Origin of the sequence: Streptomyces sp. NPDC020192, from assembly GCF_044388685.1 — a bacterium.
Classification (GTDB): domain Bacteria; phylum Actinomycetota; class Actinomycetes; order Streptomycetales; family Streptomycetaceae; genus Streptomyces.
On record NZ_JBIRXG010000001.1, the window covers coordinates 24,266 to 47,262 of the forward strand.

Genomic DNA, 22,997 nt, shown 5'->3' on the forward strand with positions numbered 1-22,997 from the left:
GGTCGCGAGGTCCCGCACCTCCTCGGTGAGTCCGTGACCATGCGGTCCAGATCGGCCGAGGTGCCTTCAGCGGACCTGTGGGGGTCCTGTCCGCCCCGTCTTAAGAGCCGCACCGCGCTTGGGGAACCCCGGTGATCACCAACCGGGCGGTACCTCGACGGCCCCGGCCGGATGTCGCCAGGGCCCGAGGGAAAACCCGCATGTACGGAGCGTGCGGGACATGTTTGACTTCCGTATCGGCGATTCGGACGGTCCACGCAGGACGGACCAGGTGGTAGCAGCGAAGGGAATCCCACCCGTGCCTCATGAAATCGATCAGTCGTTCCTGGCACTGCCGCTGAGGGCCCTCGCCGACGCCGCGCTCGCACGCGCGCGTGCGCTGGGGGCCGAGCACGCGGACTTCCGGTTCGAGCGGGTGCGCAGCGCCTCCTGGCGGTTGCGGGACGCCAGGCCCGCCGGATCGTCGGACACCACCGACCTCGGGTACGCGGTCCGGGTCGTGCACGGCGGTACGTGGGGCTTCGCGTCCGGGGTGGACCTGTCCCTGGACGCGGCGGCCAAGGTCGCCTCGCAGGCGGTGGCGATGGCGAAGCTGTCCGCCCAGGTGATCAAGGCCGCCGGGTCCGATGAGCGGGTGGAGCTGGCGGACGAGCCCGTGCACGCCGACAAGACGTGGGTGTCGTCGTACGAGATCGATCCCTTCTCGGTGCCCGACGAGGAGAAGGCGGGGCTGCTGGCCGACTGGAGCGCGCGGCTGCTGGCCGCGCAGGGTGTCGACCATGTGGACGCCTCGCTGCTCACCGTGCACGAGAACAAGTTCTACGCCGACACCGCCGGGACCGTGACGACGCAACAGCGTGTACGGCTGCACCCCCAGCTCACCGCCGTGTCGGTCGACGAGTCGAGCGGCGAGTTCGACTCGATGCGGACCATCGCGCCGCCCGTCGGCCGAGGCTGGGAGTATCTGAGGGGCACCGGCTGGGACTGGGACGGCGAACTGGAGCGGATCCCGGAGCTGCTCGCCGAGAAGATGCGGGCGCCGAGCGTGGAGCCGGGCCTGTACGACCTGGTGGTCGACCCGTCCAACCTGTGGCTGACCATCCACGAGTCCATCGGGCACGCGACGGAGCTGGACCGGGCGCTCGGGTACGAGGCCGCGTACGCCGGCACCTCCTTCGCCACCTTCGACCAGCTGGGCAAGCTGCGGTACGGCTCCGAGCTGATGAACGTCACCGGCGACCGCACCGCCGAGCACGGCCTCGCGACCATCGGGTACGACGACGAGGGCGTCGAGGCGCAGTCCTGGGACCTGGTGAAGGACGGCACGCTGGTCGGCTACCAGCTGGACCGCAGGATCGCGAGGCTGACCGGGTTCGACCGCTCCAACGGCTGCGCGTTCGCCGACTCCCCCGAGCATGTGCCGGTGCAGCGCATGGCCAATGTGTCCTTGCGGCCGGATCCCGCGGGGCTGTCCACCGAGGATCTGATCGGGGGCGTCGACCGGGGCATCTACGTGGTCGGCGACCGGTCGTGGTCGATCGACATGCAGCGGTACAACTTCCAGTTCACCGGGCAGCGCTTCTTCAGGATCGAGAACGGGCGGATCACCGGGCAGCTGAAGGACGTGGCGTACCAGGCGAACACGACCGACTTCTGGGGGTCGATGGCCGCCGTGGGCGGTCCGCAGACCTACGTCCTCGGCGGCGCCTTCAACTGCGGCAAGGCCCAGCCGGGACAGGTGGCCTCCGTGTCGCACGGGTGCCCCTCGGCCCTCTTCAAGGGCGTCAACATTCTGAACACCACGCAGGAGGCCGGTCGATGAGCGCCCGTAGCAACAAGCCGCACGAGGTCGTGGAGCAGGCGCTCGCGCTGTCGCGGGCCGACGGCTGTGTCGTCATCGCCGACGAGCACTCGACCGCCAACCTGCGCTGGGCGGGCAACGCGCTCACGACGAACGGTGTGACGCGCGGCCGTACGCTCACCGTGATCGCGACCGTGGACGGCAGGGAGGGCACGGCGTCCGGTGTCGTGTCCCGGTCGGCCGTCACGGCGGACGAGCTGGAGCCGCTGGTGCGGGCCGCCGAGGCGGCCGCGCGCGGTGCCGGGCCCGCCGAGGACGCCCAGCCCCTGGTCAGCGGGGTGCCGGAGTCACCCGACTTCGTGGACGGGCCCGCCGAGACCTCCTCCGCGGTGTTCGCCGACTTCGCCCCGGCGCTCGGCGAGGCGTTCGCACGCGCGCGTGCGGGCGGGCGGGAGCTTTATGGCTTCGCCAACCATGAGCTGGTGTCGACGTATGTGGGTACGTCCACGGGTCTGCGCCTGCGCCACGACCAGCCCACCGGCACGCTGGAGCTGAACGCCAAGTCGCCCGACCGGCTGCGCTCGGCCTGGACCGGCCGTTCCACGCGGGACTTCAAGGACGTCGACCCGGGCGCCCTGGACGCCGAGCTGGCCGTACGGCTCGGCTGGGCGGAGCGGCGCGTGGAGCTGCCCGCGGGCCGCTACGAGACGCTGCTGCCGCCGACTGCGGTCGCGGACCTGCTGATCTACCAGCTGTGGTCGGCGTCGGGCCGGGACGCGGCCGAGGGCCGGACGGTGTTCTCCAGGCCGGGCGGCGGCACGCGCGTGGGCGACAAGCTGTCCGAGCTGCCGCTGTCGCTGCGCAGCGACCCGAACGAGCCGGGCCTGGAGTGCGCGCCGTTCGTGGTCGCCCACTCCTCCGGCGGCGACCAGTCGGTGTTCGACAACGGGCTGCCGGCGCACGCCACGGAGTGGATCGGCGCGGGTGTGCTGCGGCGTCTGACGACGACCCGGCACAGCGCCGGCCTCACCGGGCTGCCGGTCGCCCCCGCGCTCGGCAATCTGATCCTGGACGGCGGGGGCGACCGGTCGCTGGAGGAGATGGTCGCGGACACGGAGCGCGGGCTGCTGCTGACCTGCCTGTGGTACATCCGCGAGGTCGACCCGGCGACGCTGCTGCTGACCGGTCTGACCCGGGACGGCGTGTACCTCGTGGAGAACGGCGAGGTGATCGGGCAGGTGAACAACTTCCGGTTCAACGAGTCGCCGGTGGACCTGCTGGGGCGGGCCGCGGAGGCCGGGCGCACCGAGAAGACGCTGCCCAGGGAGTGGAGCGACTACTTCACCCGGGCCGCGATGCCCGCGCTGCGGATCCCCGATTTCAATATGAGCTCTGTCAGTCAGGGCGTATAACCTCGTAGGCGGTAGTCGCTCGACTGCCCGAAGATCATCTAGGAGACACGAGAACCGTGACGGACATCGTCGACGAGCTGAAGTGGCGTGGGCTCATCGCCCTCTCCACGGACGAGGACGCATTGCGCAAGGCGTTCGCGGACGGTCCCGTCACGTTCTATTGCGGCTTCGACCCGACCGCGCCCAGTCTGCACCTGGGCAACCTGGTGCAGATCCTCACGATGCGCCGCATCCAGCAGGCGGGCCACCGCCCGCTGGGCCTGGTCGGGGGTGCCACCGGTCTGATCGGTGACCCGAAGCCCACCGCGGAGCGCACCCTCAACGCGCCCGAGATCGTGGCCCAGTGGGTGGAGCGGCTGCGCGCGCAGATCGAGCCGCTGCTGGACTTCGAGGGTCCGCACGCCGCGGTGATGGTCAACAACCTGGACTGGACCCAGGGCCTGTCGGCCATCGAGTTCCTGCGGGACATCGGCAAGCACTTCCGGGTCAACAAGATGATCGCCAAGGAGGCCGTCTCCCGGCGGCTCAACTCCGACGCGGGCATCAGCTACACCGAGTTCAGCTACCAGATCCTGCAGGGCATGGACTTCCTGGAGCTGTACCGGCGCTACGGCTGCACGCTGCAGACCGGCGGCAGCGACCAGTGGGGCAACCTCACCTCGGGCACCGACCTGATCCACCGGGTCGAGCCGGGCGCCGTGGTGCACGCGCTGGGCACGCCGCTGATCACCAAGGCGGACGGCACCAAGTTCGGCAAGACCGAGTCGGGCACGGTGTGGCTCGACCCCGAGATGACGACGCCGTACGCGTTCTACCAGTTCTGGGTCAACGCCGACGACCGGGACGTGTCCAAGTTCCTGCGCATCTTCAGCTTCAGGTCCCGCGAGGAGATCGAGGAGCTGGAGCGGGAGACCGAGGAGCGGCCGCAGGCCCGCGCGGCGCAGCGGGCGCTCGCCGAGGAGTTGACGACGCTGGTGCACGGCGCCGGCCAGACGGCCGCGGTGATCGCCGCGAGCCGTGCCCTCTTCGGGCAGGGGGAGCTGGCGGAGCTGGACGGTTCGACGCTGGCCGCGGCGCTGTCCGAGGTGCCGCACGTGCGGGTCACCGAGCTGGGTCCGGTGGTCGACCTGTTCGCGGAGGTCGGTCTCGTCGCCAGCAAGTCCGCTGCGCGGCGGACGGTGAAGGAGGGCGGGGCGTACGTGAACAACGTCAAGGTCGCGTCCGAGGATGCGGTTCCCTCGTCCGAGGATCTGCTGGACGGGCGGTGGCTGGTGCTGCGGCGAGGGAAGAAGAACCTTGCCGCGGTGGAGGTTGTTACGGCGTAGCGCCGCCCCTTCACGGCTCAGCGAGTTGTCAGGCTCGCTGAGCCTTCTTCTTTCCCAGCGTCGCCATGTACAGGGCGTCCACGGCTCCCACGATGATGATCGCCGCCACGAGCTGGAAGATGTGCCGGGTCCAGTCGATGCCCCGGGTCGCCGCGACGCCTGCGGCGCGGGCGACGGCGTTGCCCACGATGGCGCCGAGCATGCCGCAGATGGTGGTCAGCCACAGGGGGCTGTGCTGTTTCCCCGGGATGACGGCCTTGGCGATGATGCCGAGTACGAATCCCACGATGATCGCCCACAACCAGCCCATGGCTGCCTCCCTGGTACGGCTCGACGTGAGCATTAGGGCCAGTGTGATCGGATGGGCCGTACAGCGCATGTCGGGTTCGCCCGTGCGGGGCGGTTCGGGAGCGTTGTCGCAGGCAGTGGGTGACCCGGTCTCGTCGGTGGCACGGCCGCGGCGTAACGTGGGACGTGTCCCCGCCCGGCTCCCCGCCGGGCCGGGACGACGGTGCGGGCCGGGGAGTGTCCGATGCGGGCGAATGGGGGATTGGGATGCGGAAGCAGCACGGCGGCAGCGTCCAGGTGTTCCGGATCACCGGAGCCCGGACGGGTCTCGCCGAGGACGTGCGGGGCCGGCAGCGGCGGTACGTCATCTCGATGACGGTCCGCACGATGTCGGTGATCCTCGCGGTCGCCCTGTGGAACGTCGAGCGGTACGTCGCCGTCGTGGCGCTGGTGTTCGGTGCGCTGCTCCCCTATGTCGCCGTGGTGATCGCCAACGCGGGCCGTGAGCGGCCGCCGTCCCTTCCGTCGACGTTCGTCAGCGTGCCCACGCCGCCGATGATCACACAGACGCGGGCCGAGGACGTGCGGGCGCAGTCCGCGCCGGGGGATGCCGAGGCCGAGGAGAAGCGGAATGCGAGCCACTCCTGAAGCTCAAGAAAAGCTCAGATCAATCGTGCAGTTCCGGTGCCGGGCGACGGGGTACCCGTGACATACTGCGTACGCGCTCCGCATCCCCCGTCGGAGCGACGGACCGACGCCGGGCAGCTCCCCCCGTGGCTGCTCGGCGTCGCCTTGTTTCCGGCCCTTTCCTCCGGTCCCTTTCTGCGAGACGAACCCGTGACTGACGAGACTCCCATCTGCTCCGCCAAGGGCTGCCGTGCCGCCGCCGTATGGGTGCTGGCCTGGAACAATCCGAAGGTCCACACGCCGGAGCGGCGCAAGACCTGGCTCGCGTGCGAGGAGCACCGCGAGCATCTCTCGCAGTTTCTCGGGGTGCGGGGGTTCCTCAAGGACGTGGTGAAGTTCGAGGACTGGGAAGCGCCCGAAGGGGCCTAACCACCGATCGCCGACATCGGCCTGTCCGGCTGCACGAACGACGGGTCGTCCAGTCCCGCCCCGGCCTTCTTCCCCCACATCGCCAGCTTCCAGATGCGGGCGATCTCCTCGTCGGGGGCGCCGGAGCGCAGAGCCGCCCGCAGGTCCGTCTCCTCCGTGGCGAACAGACACGTGCGTATCTGGCCGTCGGCCGTGAGGCGGGTGCGGTCGCAGGCCGCGCAGAACGGGCGGGTCACCGAGGCGATGACGCCGACCCGGTGCGGGCCGCCGTCGACCAGCCAGCGCTCCGCCGGGGCCGCGCCGCGCTCGTCGGCGCCCTCGGGGGTGAGGTCGAAGCGGGTGCCCAGGGAGGCGAGGATGTCCCCGGCGGTGACCATGCCCTCACGCTTCCAGCCGTGCTGGGCGTCGAGCGGCATCTGCTCGATGAAGCGCTGCTCGTAGCCGTGCTCGATCGCCCAGGCCAGCAGGTCGGGGGCCTCGTCGTCGTTCAGACCCGGCATCAGCACCGAGTTGATCTTGACGGGGGTGAGGCCCGCCGCGTGGGCGGCCTCCAGTCCCTCGATGACGTCCTTGTGCCGGTCGCGGCGGGTGAGGACCTTGAAGATGTCCGGGCGGAGGGTGTCCAGGGAGACGTTGACCCGGTCCAGGCCCGCCGCCTTCAGGGCCGCCGCGGTGCGCTTGAGGCCGATGCCGTTGGTCGTCAGCGACATCTGGGGGCGGGGGGTCAGCGCCGCGACGCGCTCGACGATGCCGACCAGGCCCGGGCGCAGCAGGGGTTCACCGCCGGTGAAGCGGACCTCCTCGATGCCGAGCGTCCGCACCGCGATGTCGATGAGGCGGACGATCTCGTCGTCCGTGAGCAGGTCGGGCTTGGCCAGCCACTGCAGGCCTTCCTCGGGCATGCAGTAGGTGCAACGCAGATTGCACCGGTCGGTCAGTGAGACCCTCAGGTCGGTGGCCACTCGGCCGTAGGTGTCGATGAGCACGTGGGCCCCCTCCCTCGTCCCGGAGCATTCGTCTTCCGTTACCTGCGAGCCTACGTGACGTCACTGACAACGACAGCGGCCCGATCCGACGAGGTACGACGCGGCCGCGTCGTAGGACCCTACAGTCCTGGCCGACGCGGCCGTCGTACGAAGGTGCCGGCGCTGGTGTCAGTGTGCTCCGGTGCCGGTCAGGGACCGCACCTCCAGTTCGGCGTACTTGCCCGCGTCCGGGACCTCCTTCGACAGCAGGGTGCCCACGGCGCCGAGCAGGAAGCCGACGGGGATGGAGATGATGCCGGGGTTCTCCAGCGGGAACCAGTGGAAGTCGACGCCGGGGAACATCGAGGCCGGGCTGCCGGAGACCACCGGCGAGAACAGCACCAGGCCGACCGCGGTGACCAGGCCGCCGTAGATCGACCACAGGGCGCCGGTGGTGGTGAACCGCTTCCAGAACAGGCTGTAGAGGAGGGTCGGCAGGTTCGCGGAGGCGGCGACCGCGAAGGCCAGGGCGACCAGGCCGGCCACGTTCAGGTCGCGGGCCAGCGCGCCCAGGACGATCGACACCGCGCCGATGCCGACGGTCGCCCAGCGGGCCGCGCCGATCTCCTGCTTCTCGGTGGCCTGTCCCTTCCTGATGACGTTGGCGTAGATGTCGTGCGCGAAGGACGACGAGGAGGCCAGGGTCAGGCCCGCGACGACCGCGAGGATCGTGGCGAAGGCGACCGCGGAGATCGTGGCGAGCAGGACGGCGCCCCAGTTGGAGTCGACGCCGCCCAGGTGCAGGGCGAGCAGAGGGGCCGCGGTGTTGCCCGCCTTGTTGGAGGCGATGATCTCGGCCGGCTTGATCAGCGCGGCGGCGCCGAAGCCGAGGGCGAGGGTCATCAGGTAGAAGGCGCCGATCAGGCCGATGGCCCAGATGACCGACTTCCGGGCGGCCTTCGCCGTGGGCACCGTGTAGAAGCGGATCAGGATGTGCGGCAGGCCCGCGGTGCCGAGGACCAGGGCGAGGCCGAGGGAGAGGAAGTCCAGCTTGGTGGTGCCGGTGGCGCCGTACTTCAGGCCGGGCTCCAGGAAGGCGGAGCCCTTGGCGCTGTTGTCGGCTGCCTTGCCGAGCAGATCGGAGATGTTGAAGTGGAACTTCAGCAGGACGAGGAAGGTGAGCAGCAGGGCGCCGAGGATCAGCAGGACCGCTTTGACCATCTGGACCCAGGTGGTGCCCTTCATGCCGCCGATGGTGACGTACACGATCATCAGGACGCCGACCAGGGCGACGATGCCGATCTTGCCGCCGTCGCTGGTGATGCCCAGGAGGAGGGAGACCAGGACGCCGGCGCCCGCCATCTGGGCCAGCAGGTAGAAGATCGAGACCACGATCGTGGAGACGCCGGCGGCCGTGCGCACGGGGCGCTGGCGCATGCGGTAGGCCAGTACGTCGCCCATGGTGTAGCGGCCGGAGTTGCGCAGCGGCTCGGCGACCAGGAGCAGGGCGACGAGCCAGGCGACCAGGAAGCCGACGGAGTACAGGAAGCCGTCGTAGCCGAAGAGGGCGATGGCGCCGGCGATGCCGAGGAAGGACGCGGCGGACATGTAGTCGCCGGAGACGGCGAGTCCGTTCTGGAACCCGGTGAACTGGCGTCCGCCCGCGTAGAAGTCGGCGGCGTCCTTGGTCTGGCGGCCGGCCCAGACGGTGATGGCGAGGGTCGCGGCGACGAACACCGCGAACAGGGTGATGATCAGCGGCCGGTGCTGGCTCGCCTCACCGGCGGCCACCGTGATCGCGGGGCTCATGCGCCGCCCTCCATCCGGGACTTGATGGCCTCCGCCTTGGGGTCGAGCTCGGCGGCGGCGTGCCGCGCGTACCACCAGGCGATGAGGAACGTGGTGAGGAACTGGGCGAGGCCCAGGACGAGGGCGACGTTGATGTTGCCGGCGATCTTGGTGCCCATGAAGCCGTCCGCGTAGTTGGAGAGCAGGACGTACAGCAGGTACCAGGCGATGAAGGCGACGGTGAGCGGGAAGGCGAACGAGCGGTGGGCGCGGCGCAGTTCACCGAACTCCGCGCTCTGCTGTACCTCTGCGAACTCCTCGGTCGAGGGAAGGGGGATCCCCGACGATGCGGGGGGCGGTGTCTCGGTGGCCACGAAGGTCTCCTCGCGTTCGCGGATGCCAATGACGACGGGGGGCTCGATCGTGCTCGTGCTCCCTGCCCAAGGTCCACGGCGCCACGCGAGGACCGGTTCAAGTCCTATGAGTTGATCCGCAAGCGGTCTTGTCGAGTCATTGCCAAGTCATTGATGATCGGTGAGCCAAGGGGATAGCTTCACCCTGCACCACTCGTCATGTACCTGCCCGAGCGCCACCACCTGTGTCTCGGGCGGTTTCGTATCCGGATGATGTGGAGATCCCATGGTTCATCTGCGTTCCAGACGCCGGCTCGCGCTCGCCGTGCCCGTCGTGCTGTCCCTGACCGCCTCGCTCGGTTTCCTGCCGGCGGCGGCCTCGGCAGCGCCCGCCACGGCACCGGCGGCGCGGGCGGCGGAGAACGGCCCGAGCCTCGCGTACGTGGTCAACACCCGGACCGACCGCCGCACGCTCGCGTCGGTACGGCGGGAGATCACCCGCAACGGCGGTTCCCTCGTGGCCGGTTACGACGCGATCGGGGTGTTCGTCGTCCACTCCGCGAACCCTGACTTCGGTGCGCTGATGCGTGCGGTGCGCGGGGTGGACTCGGCGGGCGCCACGCGGACCGCGCCGCTGAGTGCCGCGGGGACGACGGACGAGGGCGCGGTGCAGGTCCTGTCGAAGGCGGAGGCCGCGCGGCTCGCGAAGAGCGCGGCGCCGGGCGAGGAGCCGCTGGAGGCGGACCAGTGGGACCTGCGGGCGATCGGCGCCGACAAGGCCGCGCGGATCGACCCGGGCAGCCCGGACGTGACCGTCGGCGTCATCGACACGGGCGTGGACGACACCCACCCGGACATCGCGCCCAACTTCTCGGCCTCCCAGTCGGCGAACTGCGTGAGCGGCAAGGCGGACACGACGTACGGCGCGTGGCGCCCGGTGGACGCCGACCACTACCACGGTACGCATGTGGCCGGTGAGATAGCCGCGGCCCGCAACGGCGTCGGCGTGGCCGGGGTGGCGCCGGGGGTGAAGGTCGCGAGCATCACGGTGGCGCAGCCGGACGCGAAGTCGCTGTTCTACCCGGAGAGCGTGGTGTGCGCGTTCGTGTTCGCCGCGGACCACGGCATCCAGATCACCAACAACAGCTACTACGTTGATCCATGGATGTACAACTGCATGGACGATCCCGATCAACGTGCCATCGTCGACGCGGTCAACAGGGCCCAGTTGTATGCACAGCGCAAGGGCACGCTCAACGTGGCCTCGGCGGGCAACTCCAACCACGATCTCGACGCGGACGCGCTCACGGACACCTCCAGCCCCGACGACTCGACGGCCACGACCCGCACGGTCGACCCACACGAGTGCTTCGACGTGCCGACCCAGTTGCCCGGTGTGGTCACCGTGAGCGCGGTGGGCGTGAAGGGCGCCAAGTCGTACTACTCCAGCTACGGCCTGGGCGTGATCGACGTGGCGGGGCCGGGCGGCGACAAGTACCAGATCCCGGACACCCCGTCGAAGAACGGCCGCATCCTGTCCACCCTGCCGAACGACCAGTACGGCTTCCTCCAGGGCACGTCGATGGCCTCGCCGCACGTGGCCGCCGTGGCCGCGCTGCTGAAGTCGGCGCATCCGCACGCCACTCCGGCGCAGCTGATGGCCCTCCTCAAGGCCCAGGCGGACAACCCGGGCTGCCCGAGCGAGCCCTACGACGGGAACGGCGACGGGGTCGTGGACGCGACCTGCGTCGGCGGCCAGCGCGTCAACGGTTTCTACGGATTCGGCGTCGTCAACGCGCTGCGTGCCGTGGAGTAGGCGCCCGAGCAGGCGTTTTCCTCTTCCCGGTCTTCCCGCACGGCACGCTCGTACCGCGAACGAACTGGAGAGAACCGACCCATGACAGCGCCCAAGCCGCGCCTGCGCCGCGCCCTCGCGATCCCGGCCGGGATGGCCCTGGCCACGGCACTCGCGTTCCTGCCGAACGTCACCGCGTCCGCGGTGGAGAGTACGCCGGCGGCCGCGGCCTCCGACGGCCCCGACCTGAGCTATGTCGTCAACGTCCGCCCGGGACACGGCGTTTCGGCGCATGTGCGGCAGGCGATCGCCGAGGCCGGCGGCTCGGTGGTGATCGCGTACGACCGGATCGGCGTGATCGTCGTCCACTCCGCCGACCCGGACTTCGCCAAGGAGATCCGCGAGGTGCCCGGCGTGGACTCGGCCGGCGCCACCCGCAACGCGCCGCTGCCCGCCCGGTCCACCACCGACGAGGGCGCCCCGAAGGCGCTCGGCGCCGAGGAGATCGCCGCGGCCGAGGCGAAGGCGACGGCCGGGCAGGACCCGCTGGAGCCGCTGCAGTGGGACCTGCCGGCCATCAAGGCGGACAAGGCGCACGAGAAGACACTGGGCAGCCCGGACGTCACGGTCGCGGTCATCGACACCGGCGTGGACGACACCCACCCGGACATCGCGCCCAACTTCAACCGCGCGGACTCCGTCAGCTGCGTGTCCGGCAAGCCCGACACGACGGACGGCGCCTGGCGGCCGAGTGCGTCGGAGAGCCCGCACGGCACGCACGTGGCGGGCGAGATCGCGGCCGCGAAGAACGGGGTCGGCGTCACGGGCGTGGCACCCGGCGTCAAGGTGGCCGGCATCAAGGCCGCCTACGGCCCGCAGGGGTTCTTCTACACCGAGGCCGTGGTCTGCGGCTTCGTGTGGGCGGCCGAGCACCACGTCGACGTGACGAACAACAGCTATTACACCGACCCGTGGTACTTCAACTGCACCGACGACCCGGACCAGAAGGCGCTGGTGGACGCCATCACCCGGGCCTCGCGGTACGCGGAGAAGAAGGGCACGGTCAACGTCGCGGCGGCGGGCAACGAGCACTACGACCTCGCATCCGGCTCGATCACCGACCCGTCCTCCCCGGACGACGGCACCCCGTCGCGCCGCGTGATCGACCCGCACAAGTGCTACGACATACCGACCCAGTTGCCGGGTGTCGTCACGGTCGCGGCGACCGGTGCGAAGGGCCTGAAGTCGTCGTTCTCCAACTACGGCCTCGGTGTGATCGACCTCGCCGCGCCGGGCGGCGACTCGACCGCCTACCAGAAGCCGGAGCCCCCGGCGACGAGCGGTCTCATCCTGGGTCCGCTGCCGGGCGGCAAGTGGGGCTACATGGCCGGGACGTCGATGGCGACCCCGCATGTCGCGGGCGTTGCCGCATTGATCAAGTCAACCCATCCGCATGCTCCGGCAAGCCTGGTGAAGGCGCTGCTGTACGCGGAGGCCGACGCCACGCCGTGCACGGACCCGTACGACATCAACGGTGACGGCAAGGTCGACGCGGTGTGCGAGGGGCCGAGGAACTACAACGGTTTCTACGGCTTCGGCACGGCGGACGCGCTGGCCGCGGTGACCCGGTAGGGCCCACCCGTACGGCATGATCCGGTCATGAACATGTACGAAGATCCGGCGGCCTGGGAGCCCGTGCCGGCGCGGCACCGCGGATGGCTGGTCGTGCGCTTCGCGGTGAGCGTCGCCTACCGACCGGTGCACTGGCTGCTGGCCCTGTTCATCTGGGGCTTCGTTCTGGGCTTCGCGTCGCTGGCGGAGATCGTCACGACGTTCAGCACGCGGGCCGAGAACGCCGCCGGCCGATTCCTCGACCGGCTGACGGCCCGGGCAGCGCTGCCCCGCTGGTGCGTCGGCTGGCGGGAGGTCCGGCATGAGGGAGACGTCGCCTACTACCGGCAGCTGGTCGACAAGGCCGTCACCCGCCGGACCGAGCAGGTCGCGAAGCCGAAGCCGGAGGTACCGCGCGAGTGGACGGTACCGCTGCGCGACTACCGGGGCGCGGGGGCCCGGTACGTCGCCGAGCGGGCGCAGGCGCAGGGCTGGCAGCTGCGGCCGTCCGACGTCCGCAAGGAGGTGAGCCTCTACTGGCCCCACCCGGCTGCCCACGCAGGTTGATTCAATCAATATTGATCAATCAATAATGCATAGTGTAGTCATGACAGACATCGCGTCCGCGTGGACCACACTGGGCGGCGATCCCGCCCTCCTCTCCCGGATGACGACGGACGAGCGGCCGGGCGCGCTTCCGGCACGCCTTCCCGTACGGCAGCTGGCGCGCGCGTGCGTCGGCGCCTGCGCGCTGGCCGCCGCCGAGCTGGCGGCCCGCCGGGCCGGGCTCGCCGAGGTGCCCGCCGTCCGGGTCGACGACGGCGCCGTGGCGGCCGCTTTCCAGAGCGAGCGGCAGCTGTTGGTCGACGGGCGGGCCCCGGTCGTCTTCGCACCGCTGTCGCGGTGGTGGCGGACGGCCGACGGCTGGGTGCGCACCCACGCCAACTACCCGCACCACCGCGCCCGGTTGCTCGGCGCACTCGACCTGCCGCAGGACGCGTCGGCGGCGAAGGCGGCCGCGCTGCTCGCCGAACGGCCCGCACTGGCGGTCGAGGAGGCGGTCTACGGCGCCGGCGGCCTCGCCGTGGCCCTGCGCACCCCGAAGGAGTGGGCGGCCACCGAGCAGGCCGCCGAGGTGACCGCACGCCCACTGGTCGAGCGCGAGCGCCTGGACGCCTCGCACACGCGCGTGCTCCCCCCGCTCGCCCCCGGCGCCGCCCCCCTGCTGCCCGCCGCCGGGCTGCGCGTGCTGGACCTGACGAGAGTCCTCGCCGGCCCCGTGGCCACCCGCACCCTCGCCCTGCTGGGCGCGGACGTCCTGCGCGTGGACGCCCCCTGGCTCCCCGAACTCCCCGACCAGCACGCCGACACGGGCTTCGGCAAGCGGTCGACGACGCTCGACCTCACCGGCGATCGCGACACCTTCGAGGAGCTGCTGGCGTCGGCGGACGTCGTCGTCACCGGGTACCGGCCGGGCGCCCTGGACCGGTTCGGGCTCTCCCCCGAGGCCCTGATCGCGCGCCGGCCCGGGCTGGTCGTGGCGCAGGTCTCGGCGTGGGGCGCGTACGGGCCCTGGGGCGCGCGGCGCGGCTTCGACAGCCTGGTGCAGGTCGCGACCGGCATCGCGGTGACCGAGGGCTCGACCGAGGAGCCCGGCGCGCTGCCCGCGCAGGCCCTGGACCACGGCACCGGCTTTCTGCTGGCGGCGGCCGTCCTGCGGGCGCTGACCGAGCGGTCGTACGACGGTGGCGGCCGGTCGGTGCGGCTGGCGCTGGCAAGGACCGCGCACTGGCTGACGGACGGGATCCGGCCGACTCCGGCCGACGGCACGCCGTACGAGGGCCCGGACGCCTGGCTGGCCGAGACCGACGGCCCGCTCGGCCGGCTGCGGCACGCCCTGCCACCGGTGGCCTTCGCGGGCGGCCCCGAGGGCTGGGCGGCGCCTCCGGTGCCCTGGGGGTCGTCACCGGCCCGCTGGCGGTGAGCGCGCGGGCGGCCGGAAACGTACGTATGCGGGGAATGCCGAACAGCTAGTTGTTTTCCAGGACTTGCCCGGTTCTGCGGTGACTGGCGAAGATCGCGGGGTGAGCGCGACACGACCGGCCGCCGAGACGACCGACGAGGACGGCACCGGCCGCCGGCCCGGCACCGGCCGGACCGCTGCCCTCCTCGTCCTGACGGCACTGGGCGCCCTGATCCCGCTCCTCGGGCCGTCGGCGGCACTGCATGGCACCGGGGAGGCCGCCGCGCCGGGGGTGGGCGGCATCGGGCTGCTGCGCGCGGTGCTGTTCGCCGCGCTGAGCGTGCCGCTGGGCGAGCTGTTCGTACGGCGGCTCGCCCGGCGGCTGCCCGGCGCCCCACCCGAACGGCCCCGCAGCTGGGCGCCGTTCGCCGCCCCGGCCGGTTTCGTCGCCGCCCTGGCGCTCGCCTCGGTGGTGTCCGCCGGCGATCTGGTCCCGCACAGCCTGGGCCAGATCGACGTCGGCGGCCTGTACGGCTCCCGCGACGGCAGGTTGGCCCTGCTGGAGGTCAACGCCTTTCTGCTGGCGGGCCTGTGCGCGCTCTCGCGGCGCCCGGCGGCGCAAGGGTGGCCACTGGCCGCGGTGGTGGTCGCGGAGGCGCTGCGCGCGCACCCCACGACCGAGCACGGCCCGCTGACCGGCTCGGCGCTGACCCTGGTGCACCTGACGTGCGCGGCGCTGTGGACCGGCGGTCTGCCGTACGCCCTGCGCACGCTCCGGCTGTGGCGCGGCGACCCGGCGGGGGCCGCGCTGCTCGGCCGTTACGCGCGCGTGGCGCTCGTCCTGCTCGCGGCCGTCACCGCGACGGGCGTGTGCAGTGCGCTGCGGCGGATGCCGGCGGCCACGATCCTAAACCAGCTGACGACGACGGCGTACGGACGCACCCTGCTGGCCAAGGTCGTCCTGGTCGCCGTCGTCGCCCTGCTCGCCCTGTGGGCCCGGATCCGGCTGCGGCGCGCACCGGACCCGCTGACCGCGGCCGTGCCCGCGCGGGCCGAGGTGATCGCCCTGGGCGCGGCCGTGGCGGTCTCGGGCCTGCTCACGGCGCTGCCGCTGCCGATCCGCTGGACGTGACGACCGCCTGGATCGACCGCCCTCACGCCCCCGCCGCGCCCAGCAGTCGGCCGGCCGCGTAGGTGACCGCCATCGCCAGGGCCCCGCCCACCACGTTGCGCAGAACCGCGCGCTTGGGGTCCGCCGCGCCGAGGCGGGCGCTGGTCCAGCCGGTGAGGACGAGGGCGGCGAGGACGGAGACGACGGTGACGGGGAGCCGCCACGCGGCCGGGGGCAGCACGATGGCCAGCAGCGGCAGCAGCGCGCCCACGGTGAAGGCCACGAAGCTGGCCCAGGCCGCGTGCCATGGGTTGGTCAGTTCGTCCGGGTTGATCCCGAGCTCCACGCGCGCGTGCGCCCGCAGCGCGTCCCGCGCGGTGAGCTGTCCGGCGGCCTCCCGGGCCACCTCGGGGGACAGCCCGCGCTCCTCCAACAGACCGGCCAGCTCCCGCAGTTCGGCCTCAGGCTGCTCCCGCAGTTCCCGTTTCTCCACGGCCAGCGCGGCCTTCTCGGAGTCGCGCTGGGTGGAGACGGAGACGTACTCGCCGGCCGCCATGGACATCGACCCGGCGAGCAGGCCGGCCAGCCCGGCGGTGAGCAGGGTGGACCGGCTCTGGGTCGCACCGGCCACGCCGACGACGATGCCCGCGGTGGAGACGATGCCGTCGTTCGCGCCGAGCACGGCGGCCCGCAGCCAGTTCAGCCGCAAGCCGAGCGCGCCCCCGTGGGCCTCGTCGTGGGTTGGTTCCGTCACAGCAGGGAGGATCGCACCCCCGGGGCCGCCACCCCGACATCACCACACCCACGGCGACGCCTCCTCCAACAGGGTGACCGCGCAGTGCCGTTCGGGGTGCTCGGACACCAGCTTTCACGGCACGGGTCAACCGGCGCGTCCCGCCGCCACTCGATCGGCCGAGGAGCACCGGGCAAGTACGCACGCGCGCGTGCGTGACAGTCGCCGCTGCGCGCCTCGCGCACCCTCGCCTCTCGGCCGACCGGGGCGGGTGGACCGGTGGGCGATGGGGTGTGGTGTCAGTCGTGGCCCGTATCCTCAGTGACCATGCTCGAAGACCGTGCGACCGCAGTGTCCTCCCCCACCCAGTGGCCGACCGCGTATCCGAAGGGATACGCGGTCGTTGACGTGGAGACCACCGGCCTGGCCCGGGACGACCGGATCATCTCGGCGGCCGTGTACCGGCTGGACGAGCGCGGCGAGGTCGAGGACCACTGGTACACGCTGGTCAACCCCGAGCGGGATCCGGGACCCGTGTGGATACACGGTCTGACGAGCGAGGTGCTCGAAGGGGCGCCCCTGTTCGCCGACATCGCCGAGGAGTTCGCGGCCCGGCTCGACGGCCGGGTGCTCGTCGCGCACAACGCCGTCTTCGACTGGCAGATGATCGCGCGGGAGTACGCGCGCGCGCAGCGCGAGGCGCCGGTGCGTCAGCGGCTGTGCACCATCGCGCTGTCGAAGGAGCTGGGCCTGCCGCTGCCCAACTTCAAGCTGGAGTCGCTGGCGGCGCACTACGGCGTGGTACAGCAGCGGGCGCACCACGCGCTGGACGACGCGCGCGTGCTGGCGGAGGCGTTCCGGCCGAGCCTGCGGGCCGCGGCGGCCGGCGGCGTACGGCTGCCGCTGCTGGAGTGCCGGCCGCTGACGGAGTGGTCGGACCGGCCCGTGCCCCGGCAGCCCTCCGGTGGGTACGGCGGTTACCGGCCGAGCAGTTGGCGTCCGTCCCGGAAGCGGCCCGCCTGCCCCCATCCCAACCCCGGCCGCTACGAAGACGGCAAACGCCTCAAACAGGGCATGCGGGTGGCGTTCTCCGGGGACACCTCCACCGACCGTGAGCTGCTGGAGGACCGGGCGACCGAGGCCGGGCTGCACGTGGCGTCCAGCATCTCCCGGCTGACCAGCCTGCTGGTGACCAACGACCCCGACTCGGGCACGTCCAAGGTGGCCAAGGCGCGCCAGTTCGGCACCCCGGTGGTCGACGAGGCCGCGTTCGGGCAGTTGCTGCGCGATGTCGAGCCCGCCGACGAGTGACCGTACGGGCGGAGGGGGACGCGCGGCCGTACGAACGGGTGATTGCCGTACGACTCACCCGGCGGCCGCTCGCCCGCACCCGGGCGACGGCTCACCCTGTGGCGCATGGCGAAATGCGAAGTTTGCGGCAATGACTACGGAATGACCTTCGAGGTCCACGCCCAGGGTGCGGTGCACGTCTTCGACTGCTTCTCCTGTGCGATCCACCGCATGGCACCGGTCTGCGAGCACTGCAAGGTCTCGATCATCGGCCAGGGCGCGGAGGCCGACGGCAAGTTCTACTGTGGCGCCCACTGCGCCCGCGAAGCGGGGAAGGTGGGCATCGTCGACCGGGTGTGACCCGGTACCCGTACCCGCCTGAACGCACCCCACGACGCGGAGGTACCGTCGTGGGGTGCGCCGCTACCGCTTCCTTTTGTCCGTCCAGTGGGTGATCCTCACGCTCGTCGCGATCGCGATGATCCCGACGATGATCCGGCTCGGCTTCTGGCAGCAGCACCGGTACGACGAGCGCACCGCGCGCAACAACCTGGTCTCCTCCGCGCTGCACGCCAAGCCGGTCCCGGTCGAGCGGCTGTCCTCCCCCGGCCACGCGGTGACCCGCACGGAGAGGTACCGCACGGTCACCGCGACCGGCACCTTCGACACCGCCAGGGAGGTCGTGGTCCGGCGCCGGACCAACTCCGACGGCGAGGTCGGCTTCCACGTGCTCACCCCGTTCGTCCTCAGCGACGGCAGGGTGCTGCTGGTCAACCGCGGCTGGATCCCCGCGAACGGCGTCCAGACCGCCTTCCCGAAGATCCCCGCCCCGCCGTCCGGCCGGACCACCGTCACCGGGCGCCTGATGACCGACGAGACGACCGCGGCGAGCGGCATCAAGAACGTCAAGGGCCTCCCCGACCGGCAGATCATGCTGATCAACAGCACGGAGGAGGCGCACCGGCTCGGCGCCCGGGTGCTCGGCGGTTACATCGAGCAGACGGGGCCCCAGACCGACTCCCCGGAGCAGATCTCCGACCCGGGCAGCGAGGACGCCCCGCTGAACTACGCGTACATGATCCAGTGGTGGCTGTTCGCCGCGGCCGTCCCGGTCGGCTGGTGGTTCCTGGTCCGGCGCGAGATCCGCGACCGCGAGGAGGCCGCGGCGGCCGAGGCCGCAACGGCGACGCCGGAGAAGCCGGACAGCCCGGAGACGCCGGAGAAGCCCGAGGAGACGGAACCGGCCACCGTGTGATCCGGGGCGTGCGGGAGGGGCACGTCACTCCCCCGGCGCACCACCTGATTGGCCCCCCGGCCCGCCGGGAAGCCGCATCCCGTGAACGCGCGCATCGAGGACTACGCCCTCATCGGGGACGAACAGACGGCGGCCCTGGTCGGCCGCGACGGCTCGATCGACTGGCTGTGCCTGCCCCGCTTCGACTCCGGCGCCTGCTTCGCGAAGCTGCTGGGCGACGAGGACCACGGCTACTGGCGGATCGGGCCGAAGGGGGCCGGTGGGTGCACCCGTCGCGCCTACCGGCCCGGCACCCTCGTCCTCGACACCGAGTGGGAGACCGACGAGGGCACGCTGCGCGTCACCGACCTGATGCCGCAGCGCGACCGCGCCCCCGACGTCGTACGCATCGTGGAGGGCGTCAGCGGGCGCGTCACCGTCCGCAGCACCCTGCGGCTGCGCTTCGACTACGGCTCGATCGTTCCCTGGATGCGCCGCTCCGACGGCCACCGGGTCGCCGTCGCCGGACCCGACTCGGTGTGGCTGCGCACCGAGCCGCACGTGGACATGTGGGGCAAGGACCTCGGCACCCACTCCGAGTTCACCGTCACCGAGGGCCAGCGGGTCGCGTTCGTGCTGACCTGGCACCCCTCGCACGAGCCGCGCCCCCCTCTCGTCGACCCCTACGAGGCGCTGAGCACCAGCGTCCGGGACTGGCGGCGCTGGGCCTCCCGCTGCCGCTACGACGGGCCGTACCGGGACACCGTCGTACGCTCCCTGATCACGCTCAAGGCCCTCACCTACGCCCCGACGGGCGGGATCGTCGCCGCGGCCACCACCTCGCTGCCCGAGGAGCTGGGCGGGGTGCGCAACTGGGACTACCGCTACTGCTGGCTGCGCGACTCCACCCTCACCCTCGGCGCCCTGCTGCACGCCGGCTACCACAAGGAGGCCGAGGCCTGGCGCGACTGGCTGCTGCGCGCGGTCGCCGGCGATCCGGCGGACCTGCAGATCATGTACGGCCTGGCCGGTGAGCGCCGGCTGCCGGAGTGGGAGCTGCCCTGGCTGCCCGGCTACGCGGACTCCGCGCCCGTACGCATCGGCAACGGCGCCGTCGGCCAGCTCCAGCTGGACGTGTACGGCGAGGTCCTGGACTCGCTGTACGTCGCGCGCGGCGCGGGCCTGCCCACCAAGCCGCACATGTGGGCCATCCAGCGCTCGCTGATGACGTTCCTGCAGTCGTCCTGGCGGCAGCCCGACGAGGGCCTGTGGGAGGTGCGCGGCGGCCGGCGCCAGTTCGTGCACTCGAAGGTGATGGTGTGGGTGGCCGCCGACCGCGCCGTACGGACGCTGGAGGAGCACCCTGAGCTGGAGGGCGACGAGGACGCCTGGCGGGCGATGCGCGACGAGGTGCACCAGGAGGTGTGCGAGCAGGGCTACGACCCCCGGCGCAGGACCTTCACCCAGTACTACGGCTCGCGCGAACTGGACGCCGCCCTGCTGCTGATCCCCCGGGTCGGCTTCCTGCCGCCCGACGACCCGCGCGTCATCGGCACGGTCGACGCGATCCGCGAGGACCTGGGCCACGGCGGCTTCGTACGCCGTTACGACACCGACGCGGTCGGCGTCGACGGCATGCCGGGCGGCGAGGGCACCTTCCTCGCCTGCTCGTTCTGGCTCGCGGACGCCCTGCATCTGACGGGCCGGGAGAAGGCGGCCCGGGAGCTGTTCGAGCGGCTGGTGGGTCTGGTCAACGACGTGGGGCTGCTGGCGGAGGAGTACGACCCCGGGCTGGGCCGCCAGGTGGGGAACTACCCGCAGGCCTTCAGCCATATCGCCCTGGTGAACACCGCCCTCACGCTCTTCGGGAGCGACCGGGCAGGATAGGGGGCATGGATCTTGCACTGAAGGACCGGGTGTACGTCGTCACCGGGGCGACGCGCGGGCTGGGCAACGCCGCCGCGCGGGAGCTCGTCGCGGACGGGGCGAAGGTCGTGATCAGCGGCCGGGACGAGAAGCGGGTCGCCGACGCCGCGGCCGAACTGGGCCCGAACGCGCTGGGCGTGGCCGTGGACAACTCCGACGCCGGGGCTCCCGAGCGGCTGATCGCGGCCGCTCGTGAGCACTTCGGCGGCTTCCACGGCGTGCTGGTGAGCGTGGGCGGGCCGCCGCCCGGGTTCGTCGCGGACAACACCGACGAGCAGTGGCGGAACGCGTTCGAGTCGGTGTTCCTCGGCGCGGTGCGGCTCGCGCGGGCGGCAGCGGCGGAGCTGGAGCCGGGCGGCGTCATCGGGTTCGTGCTGTCGGCGTCGGTGCACGAGCCGATCCCCGGGCTGACCGTTTCCAACGGGCTGCGGCCGGGGCTGGCCGGGTTCGCCAAGTCGCTCGCCGACGAGCTGGGGCCGCGGGGGATCCGGGTGCTCGGGCTGCTGCCGTCGCGTATCGACACGGATCGCGTGCGCGAGCTGGACGGGCTGTCCGCCGATCCTGAGGCCACCCGGGCTGCGAACGAGTCCCGGATTCCGTTGCGGAGGTACGGGTCGCCGGAGGAGTTCGGTCGGGTCGCGGCGTTCCTGCTGTCCCCGGCGGCTTCCTATCTGACGGGGATCATGGTGCCGGTGGACGGCGGGATGCGGCACGGGTTCTGACGGTCGTCAAGTGACCCTTTCCGCATGGTGCTTGACCGCCCGTAGGCGTACCTCCGCCGGAAGGGACTCCAGCCTCGCCGACTCGCGTGCCCGGGTCAGCGCCTGGGCGGTGAAGTCGTCCAGGGCCCGCGCCGGGTCCACGTGGGGCTCCAGTTGGAGCCAGATCCTCGCCGTGGGTGCTGTGCGGCGGCCGCGGAGGAGGACCTCGGTGTGAGCCACGCCCTCCTGCTGGACGGCGTCCTGGGCCAGCGCCAGTTCCAGGGCCCTGCCGCGCAGGAGGGCGGACCCGCCGTCGCCGGTGTCGACGAGGATCTCGCCGAGCCGGCGGCGGCGCAGGTCCGCCGTCAGCCACCACAGCGCCACCAGGACGACGACCGCCAAGGTGGCCAGGACGGCCGGCCACCACCAGTCGGCGTGCCGCCAGCGAGTGCGCTCGGCCCGGCTGAGCAGGGCGTCGTGCGGGCTCGTGTGGGGCCACCAGGAGGGCACCGGCGCGCCCAGGCCGACGGCCAGCACCGCACCGCCGAGCACGAGCAGGAGCAGGCCGACGAGGGCCAGCAGGACACGGTTGAGACGGCCCGCGCGCATCGCCCTCACCCCTTCCGTCCGGGCCGCGCGACCCGCAGCGACAGCGTGGGCGGCCGGTCCAGGCCGAGGCCCCGGATCGCGTCGTTCAGCGTGAGGGCCAGATCGGCGCGTACGTCGTCCAGGTCACGGAAGTGCGAGACGGCGCGGACGTCGGCCTTCGTCCGGCGCATCCGCACCCGTACCGAGCGGACCCCGGACACGTCCAGGGCCCGGTCGCGCAGCAGCAGTGCCGCCGCCTCGCGCCGCAGCGCGGCCCGGACGTCGGGGTGCGGGCGCCGCATGGGCAGCAGAGCCCGCTGGCCGGGGGTGACCGCGAGGACGATCAGCCACAGGCCGAGGGCGACGGCGACAGCCGCGCCGGCCAGCACCCAGGTGTCGTCCAGCTGCCGTTCGGCCAGTTGCCGGGCCAGCGCGCGGCGCCAGTGCATCGCCGGGCGGTGGGCGCGGACGGCGGCGATGTCGTACAGCAGCAGGCCGGCGCCGGCCACGAGCAGGACGGCGACGACGGCGGCCGGGACGCGGCGCGGCGACCAGAAGCGGCGGCTGCCCCTGGGTGCGGCCGGGGCGGCGGGCGGGGGCTTGTCGAGGGTCGGGGTGGTCGTCGGCGGCTCGCTCATCACGCTCTCCCGTGGACCGTGCCGGGTGCCGGTGCGGATGCCGGATGCAGCCGTTCGATCTGTACGGCGACCTCGGGCACCGCCATGTCCACCAACGCGCTTACCCGCTCGGCGACTTGACGACGCACGGCCGCGCTGTGGGCGCCGATGTCGCAGGGGTAGCCGAGTTCGAGGTACACACGGATGCGGGCTGCTTCAGCGGGGGTCCCCCCGCTCGAGCGAAGCCGAGAGTGGGAGAGGACGACGACCGTGGCGTGGGGGGCGGCCGCGTCGGCGGGCAGGGGCGGCAGCGCCTCGCGGGCGGCCTGTGCGGCGATCTTCGCCACGACCCGGTCGGCGATCCGCAGGGCGCCGCGCTCACCGGGCGGCGCGAGGAGTGGGCGCGGGCGCACCACGCCGGGCTCGGCGCTCACCGCCGG

At 72.1% G+C, this 22,997-nt stretch carries 23 protein-coding genes; 15 read left to right on the forward strand and 8 right to left on the reverse strand.

Annotation, left to right across the window (positions count from 1 at the left end; genetic code table 11):
• Positions 1 to 298 precede the first annotated feature (298 nt).
• The 3 genes from ACH47Z_RS00135 to tyrS are packed head-to-tail and all read left to right on the forward strand — an operon-like array spanning position 299 to position 4,538.
• Entirely contained in the window at positions 299 to 1,822 is a 1,524-nt protein-coding gene (locus ACH47Z_RS00135; protein WP_399068802.1) for a TldD/PmbA family protein, read from the forward strand.
• Complete coding sequence (locus ACH47Z_RS00140) at positions 1,819 to 3,213, forward strand: metallopeptidase TldD-related protein (protein WP_399068804.1); 1,395 nt, start codon at positions 1,819 to 1,821, stop codon at positions 3,211 to 3,213. The genes ACH47Z_RS00135 and ACH47Z_RS00140 overlap by 4 nt, the downstream gene beginning before the upstream one ends.
• A gap of 56 nt (positions 3,214 to 3,269) precedes the next feature.
• Positions 3,270 to 4,538: a tyrosine--tRNA ligase gene (gene tyrS, locus ACH47Z_RS00145; RefSeq protein ID WP_399068806.1), complete on the forward strand. Its 1,269-nt coding sequence runs from the start codon at positions 3,270 to 3,272 to the stop codon at positions 4,536 to 4,538.
• A 28-nt stretch (positions 4,539 to 4,566) separates the two neighbouring features.
• On the opposite strand, the gene ACH47Z_RS00150 is transcribed toward tyrS, so the two are convergent.
• A complete protein-coding gene (locus ACH47Z_RS00150; protein ID WP_399068808.1) occupies positions 4,567 to 4,848 on the reverse strand; it encodes a GlsB/YeaQ/YmgE family stress response membrane protein in 282 nt (93 codons plus the stop codon).
• 245 nt (positions 4,849 to 5,093) lie between these two features.
• Between ACH47Z_RS00150 and ACH47Z_RS00155 the strand changes: the two genes are divergently transcribed.
• Positions 5,094 to 5,474 (forward strand): DUF3099 domain-containing protein, encoded by a 381-nt coding sequence (locus tag ACH47Z_RS00155; protein WP_399068810.1) that lies wholly within the window; start codon positions 5,094 to 5,096, stop codon positions 5,472 to 5,474.
• A 189-nt stretch (positions 5,475 to 5,663) separates the two neighbouring features.
• Positions 5,664 to 5,882 carry a hypothetical protein gene (locus ACH47Z_RS00160; RefSeq protein ID WP_399068812.1) on the forward strand — a complete coding sequence of 73 codons (219 nt, stop codon included), beginning with the start codon at positions 5,664 to 5,666 and terminating at the stop codon, positions 5,880 to 5,882.
• Here ACH47Z_RS00160 and moaA read toward each other — a convergent pair.
• From moaA to ACH47Z_RS00175, 3 genes are all read right to left on the reverse strand, one after another.
• Entirely contained in the window at positions 5,879 to 6,868 is a 990-nt protein-coding gene (moaA, locus tag ACH47Z_RS00165; RefSeq protein WP_399068813.1) for a GTP 3',8-cyclase MoaA, read from the reverse strand. The two genes, ACH47Z_RS00160 and moaA, sit on opposite strands and share 4 nt — an antisense overlap.
• Before the next feature lie 168 nt (positions 6,869 to 7,036).
• Positions 7,037 to 8,656, reverse strand: a complete 1,620-nt coding sequence (locus tag ACH47Z_RS00170) for a cation acetate symporter (protein WP_399068815.1) — start codon at positions 8,654 to 8,656, stop codon at positions 7,037 to 7,039.
• Positions 8,653 to 9,009, reverse strand: a complete 357-nt coding sequence (locus tag ACH47Z_RS00175) for a DUF485 domain-containing protein (RefSeq protein ID WP_399068817.1) — start codon at positions 9,007 to 9,009, stop codon at positions 8,653 to 8,655. The genes ACH47Z_RS00170 and ACH47Z_RS00175 overlap by 4 nt, the downstream gene beginning before the upstream one ends.
• 265 nt (positions 9,010 to 9,274) lie before the next feature.
• Here ACH47Z_RS00175 and ACH47Z_RS00180 point away from each other — a divergent pair, with 265 nt between their 5' ends.
• From ACH47Z_RS00180 to ACH47Z_RS00200, 5 genes are all read left to right on the forward strand, one after another.
• Positions 9,275 to 10,804: a S8 family peptidase gene (locus ACH47Z_RS00180; protein ID WP_399068818.1), complete on the forward strand. Its 1,530-nt coding sequence runs from the start codon at positions 9,275 to 9,277 to the stop codon at positions 10,802 to 10,804.
• A gap of 81 nt (positions 10,805 to 10,885) precedes the next feature.
• The gene (locus ACH47Z_RS00185; RefSeq protein WP_399068820.1) at positions 10,886 to 12,415 is read left to right on the forward strand and encodes a S8 family peptidase; all 1,530 of its coding nucleotides are present in this window, start codon (positions 10,886 to 10,888) and stop codon (positions 12,413 to 12,415) included.
• A gap of 27 nt (positions 12,416 to 12,442) precedes the next feature.
• Positions 12,443 to 12,961 (forward strand): hypothetical protein, encoded by a 519-nt coding sequence (locus tag ACH47Z_RS00190; protein WP_399068822.1) that lies wholly within the window; start codon positions 12,443 to 12,445, stop codon positions 12,959 to 12,961.
• 40 nt (positions 12,962 to 13,001) lie between these two features.
• Positions 13,002 to 14,378 carry a CoA transferase gene (locus ACH47Z_RS00195; protein ID WP_399068824.1) on the forward strand — a complete coding sequence of 459 codons (1,377 nt, stop codon included), beginning with the start codon at positions 13,002 to 13,004 and terminating at the stop codon, positions 14,376 to 14,378.
• A 100-nt stretch (positions 14,379 to 14,478) separates the two neighbouring features.
• The gene (locus tag ACH47Z_RS00200; protein ID WP_399068826.1) at positions 14,479 to 15,489 is read left to right on the forward strand and encodes a CopD family protein; all 1,011 of its coding nucleotides are present in this window, start codon (positions 14,479 to 14,481) and stop codon (positions 15,487 to 15,489) included.
• A 22-nt stretch (positions 15,490 to 15,511) separates the two neighbouring features.
• Here the strand turns inward: ACH47Z_RS00200 and ACH47Z_RS00205 are convergent, their stop codons facing one another.
• Positions 15,512 to 16,222: a VIT family protein gene (locus ACH47Z_RS00205; protein WP_399068828.1), complete on the reverse strand. Its 711-nt coding sequence runs from the start codon at positions 16,220 to 16,222 to the stop codon at positions 15,512 to 15,514.
• 306 nt (positions 16,223 to 16,528) lie between these two features.
• Between ACH47Z_RS00205 and ACH47Z_RS00210 the strand changes: the two genes are divergently transcribed.
• The 5 genes from ACH47Z_RS00210 (at position 16,529) to ACH47Z_RS00230 (ending at position 21,373) form a co-directional block, all read left to right on the forward strand.
• Entirely contained in the window at positions 16,529 to 17,512 is a 984-nt protein-coding gene (locus ACH47Z_RS00210; protein WP_399068830.1) for a DEDDh family exonuclease, read from the forward strand.
• A 105-nt stretch (positions 17,513 to 17,617) separates the two neighbouring features.
• Positions 17,618 to 17,851 carry a hypothetical protein gene (locus ACH47Z_RS00215; RefSeq protein WP_270084565.1) on the forward strand — a complete coding sequence of 78 codons (234 nt, stop codon included), beginning with the start codon at positions 17,618 to 17,620 and terminating at the stop codon, positions 17,849 to 17,851.
• A 118-nt stretch (positions 17,852 to 17,969) separates the two neighbouring features.
• Positions 17,970 to 18,746, forward strand: a complete 777-nt coding sequence (locus tag ACH47Z_RS00220) for an SURF1 family protein (RefSeq protein WP_399070324.1) — start codon at positions 17,970 to 17,972, stop codon at positions 18,744 to 18,746.
• 81 nt (positions 18,747 to 18,827) lie between these two features.
• Entirely contained in the window at positions 18,828 to 20,612 is a 1,785-nt protein-coding gene (locus ACH47Z_RS00225; RefSeq protein WP_399068832.1) for a glycoside hydrolase family 15 protein, read from the forward strand.
• Positions 20,613 to 20,617: 5 nt separating this feature from the next.
• Complete coding sequence (locus ACH47Z_RS00230) at positions 20,618 to 21,373, forward strand: SDR family oxidoreductase (protein ID WP_399068834.1); 756 nt, start codon at positions 20,618 to 20,620, stop codon at positions 21,371 to 21,373.
• Positions 21,374 to 21,379: 6 nt separating this feature from the next.
• On the opposite strand, the gene amaP is transcribed toward ACH47Z_RS00230, so the two are convergent.
• Genes amaP through ACH47Z_RS00245 form a run of 3 tightly spaced genes read right to left on the reverse strand, consistent with a single transcriptional unit; the run spans position 21,380 to position 22,991 of the window.
• Positions 21,380 to 21,961, reverse strand: a complete 582-nt coding sequence (gene amaP, locus ACH47Z_RS00235; RefSeq protein WP_399068835.1) for an alkaline shock response membrane anchor protein AmaP — start codon at positions 21,959 to 21,961, stop codon at positions 21,380 to 21,382.
• 5 nt (positions 21,962 to 21,966) lie between these two features.
• Positions 21,967 to 22,578: a DUF6286 domain-containing protein gene (locus ACH47Z_RS00240; RefSeq protein ID WP_399068837.1), complete on the reverse strand. Its 612-nt coding sequence runs from the start codon at positions 22,576 to 22,578 to the stop codon at positions 21,967 to 21,969.
• Entirely contained in the window at positions 22,578 to 22,991 is a 414-nt protein-coding gene (locus ACH47Z_RS00245; protein WP_399068839.1) for an Asp23/Gls24 family envelope stress response protein, read from the reverse strand. Before ACH47Z_RS00245 ends, ACH47Z_RS00240 begins: the two co-directional genes overlap by 1 nt.
• Positions 22,992 to 22,997: the final 6 nt, after the last annotated feature.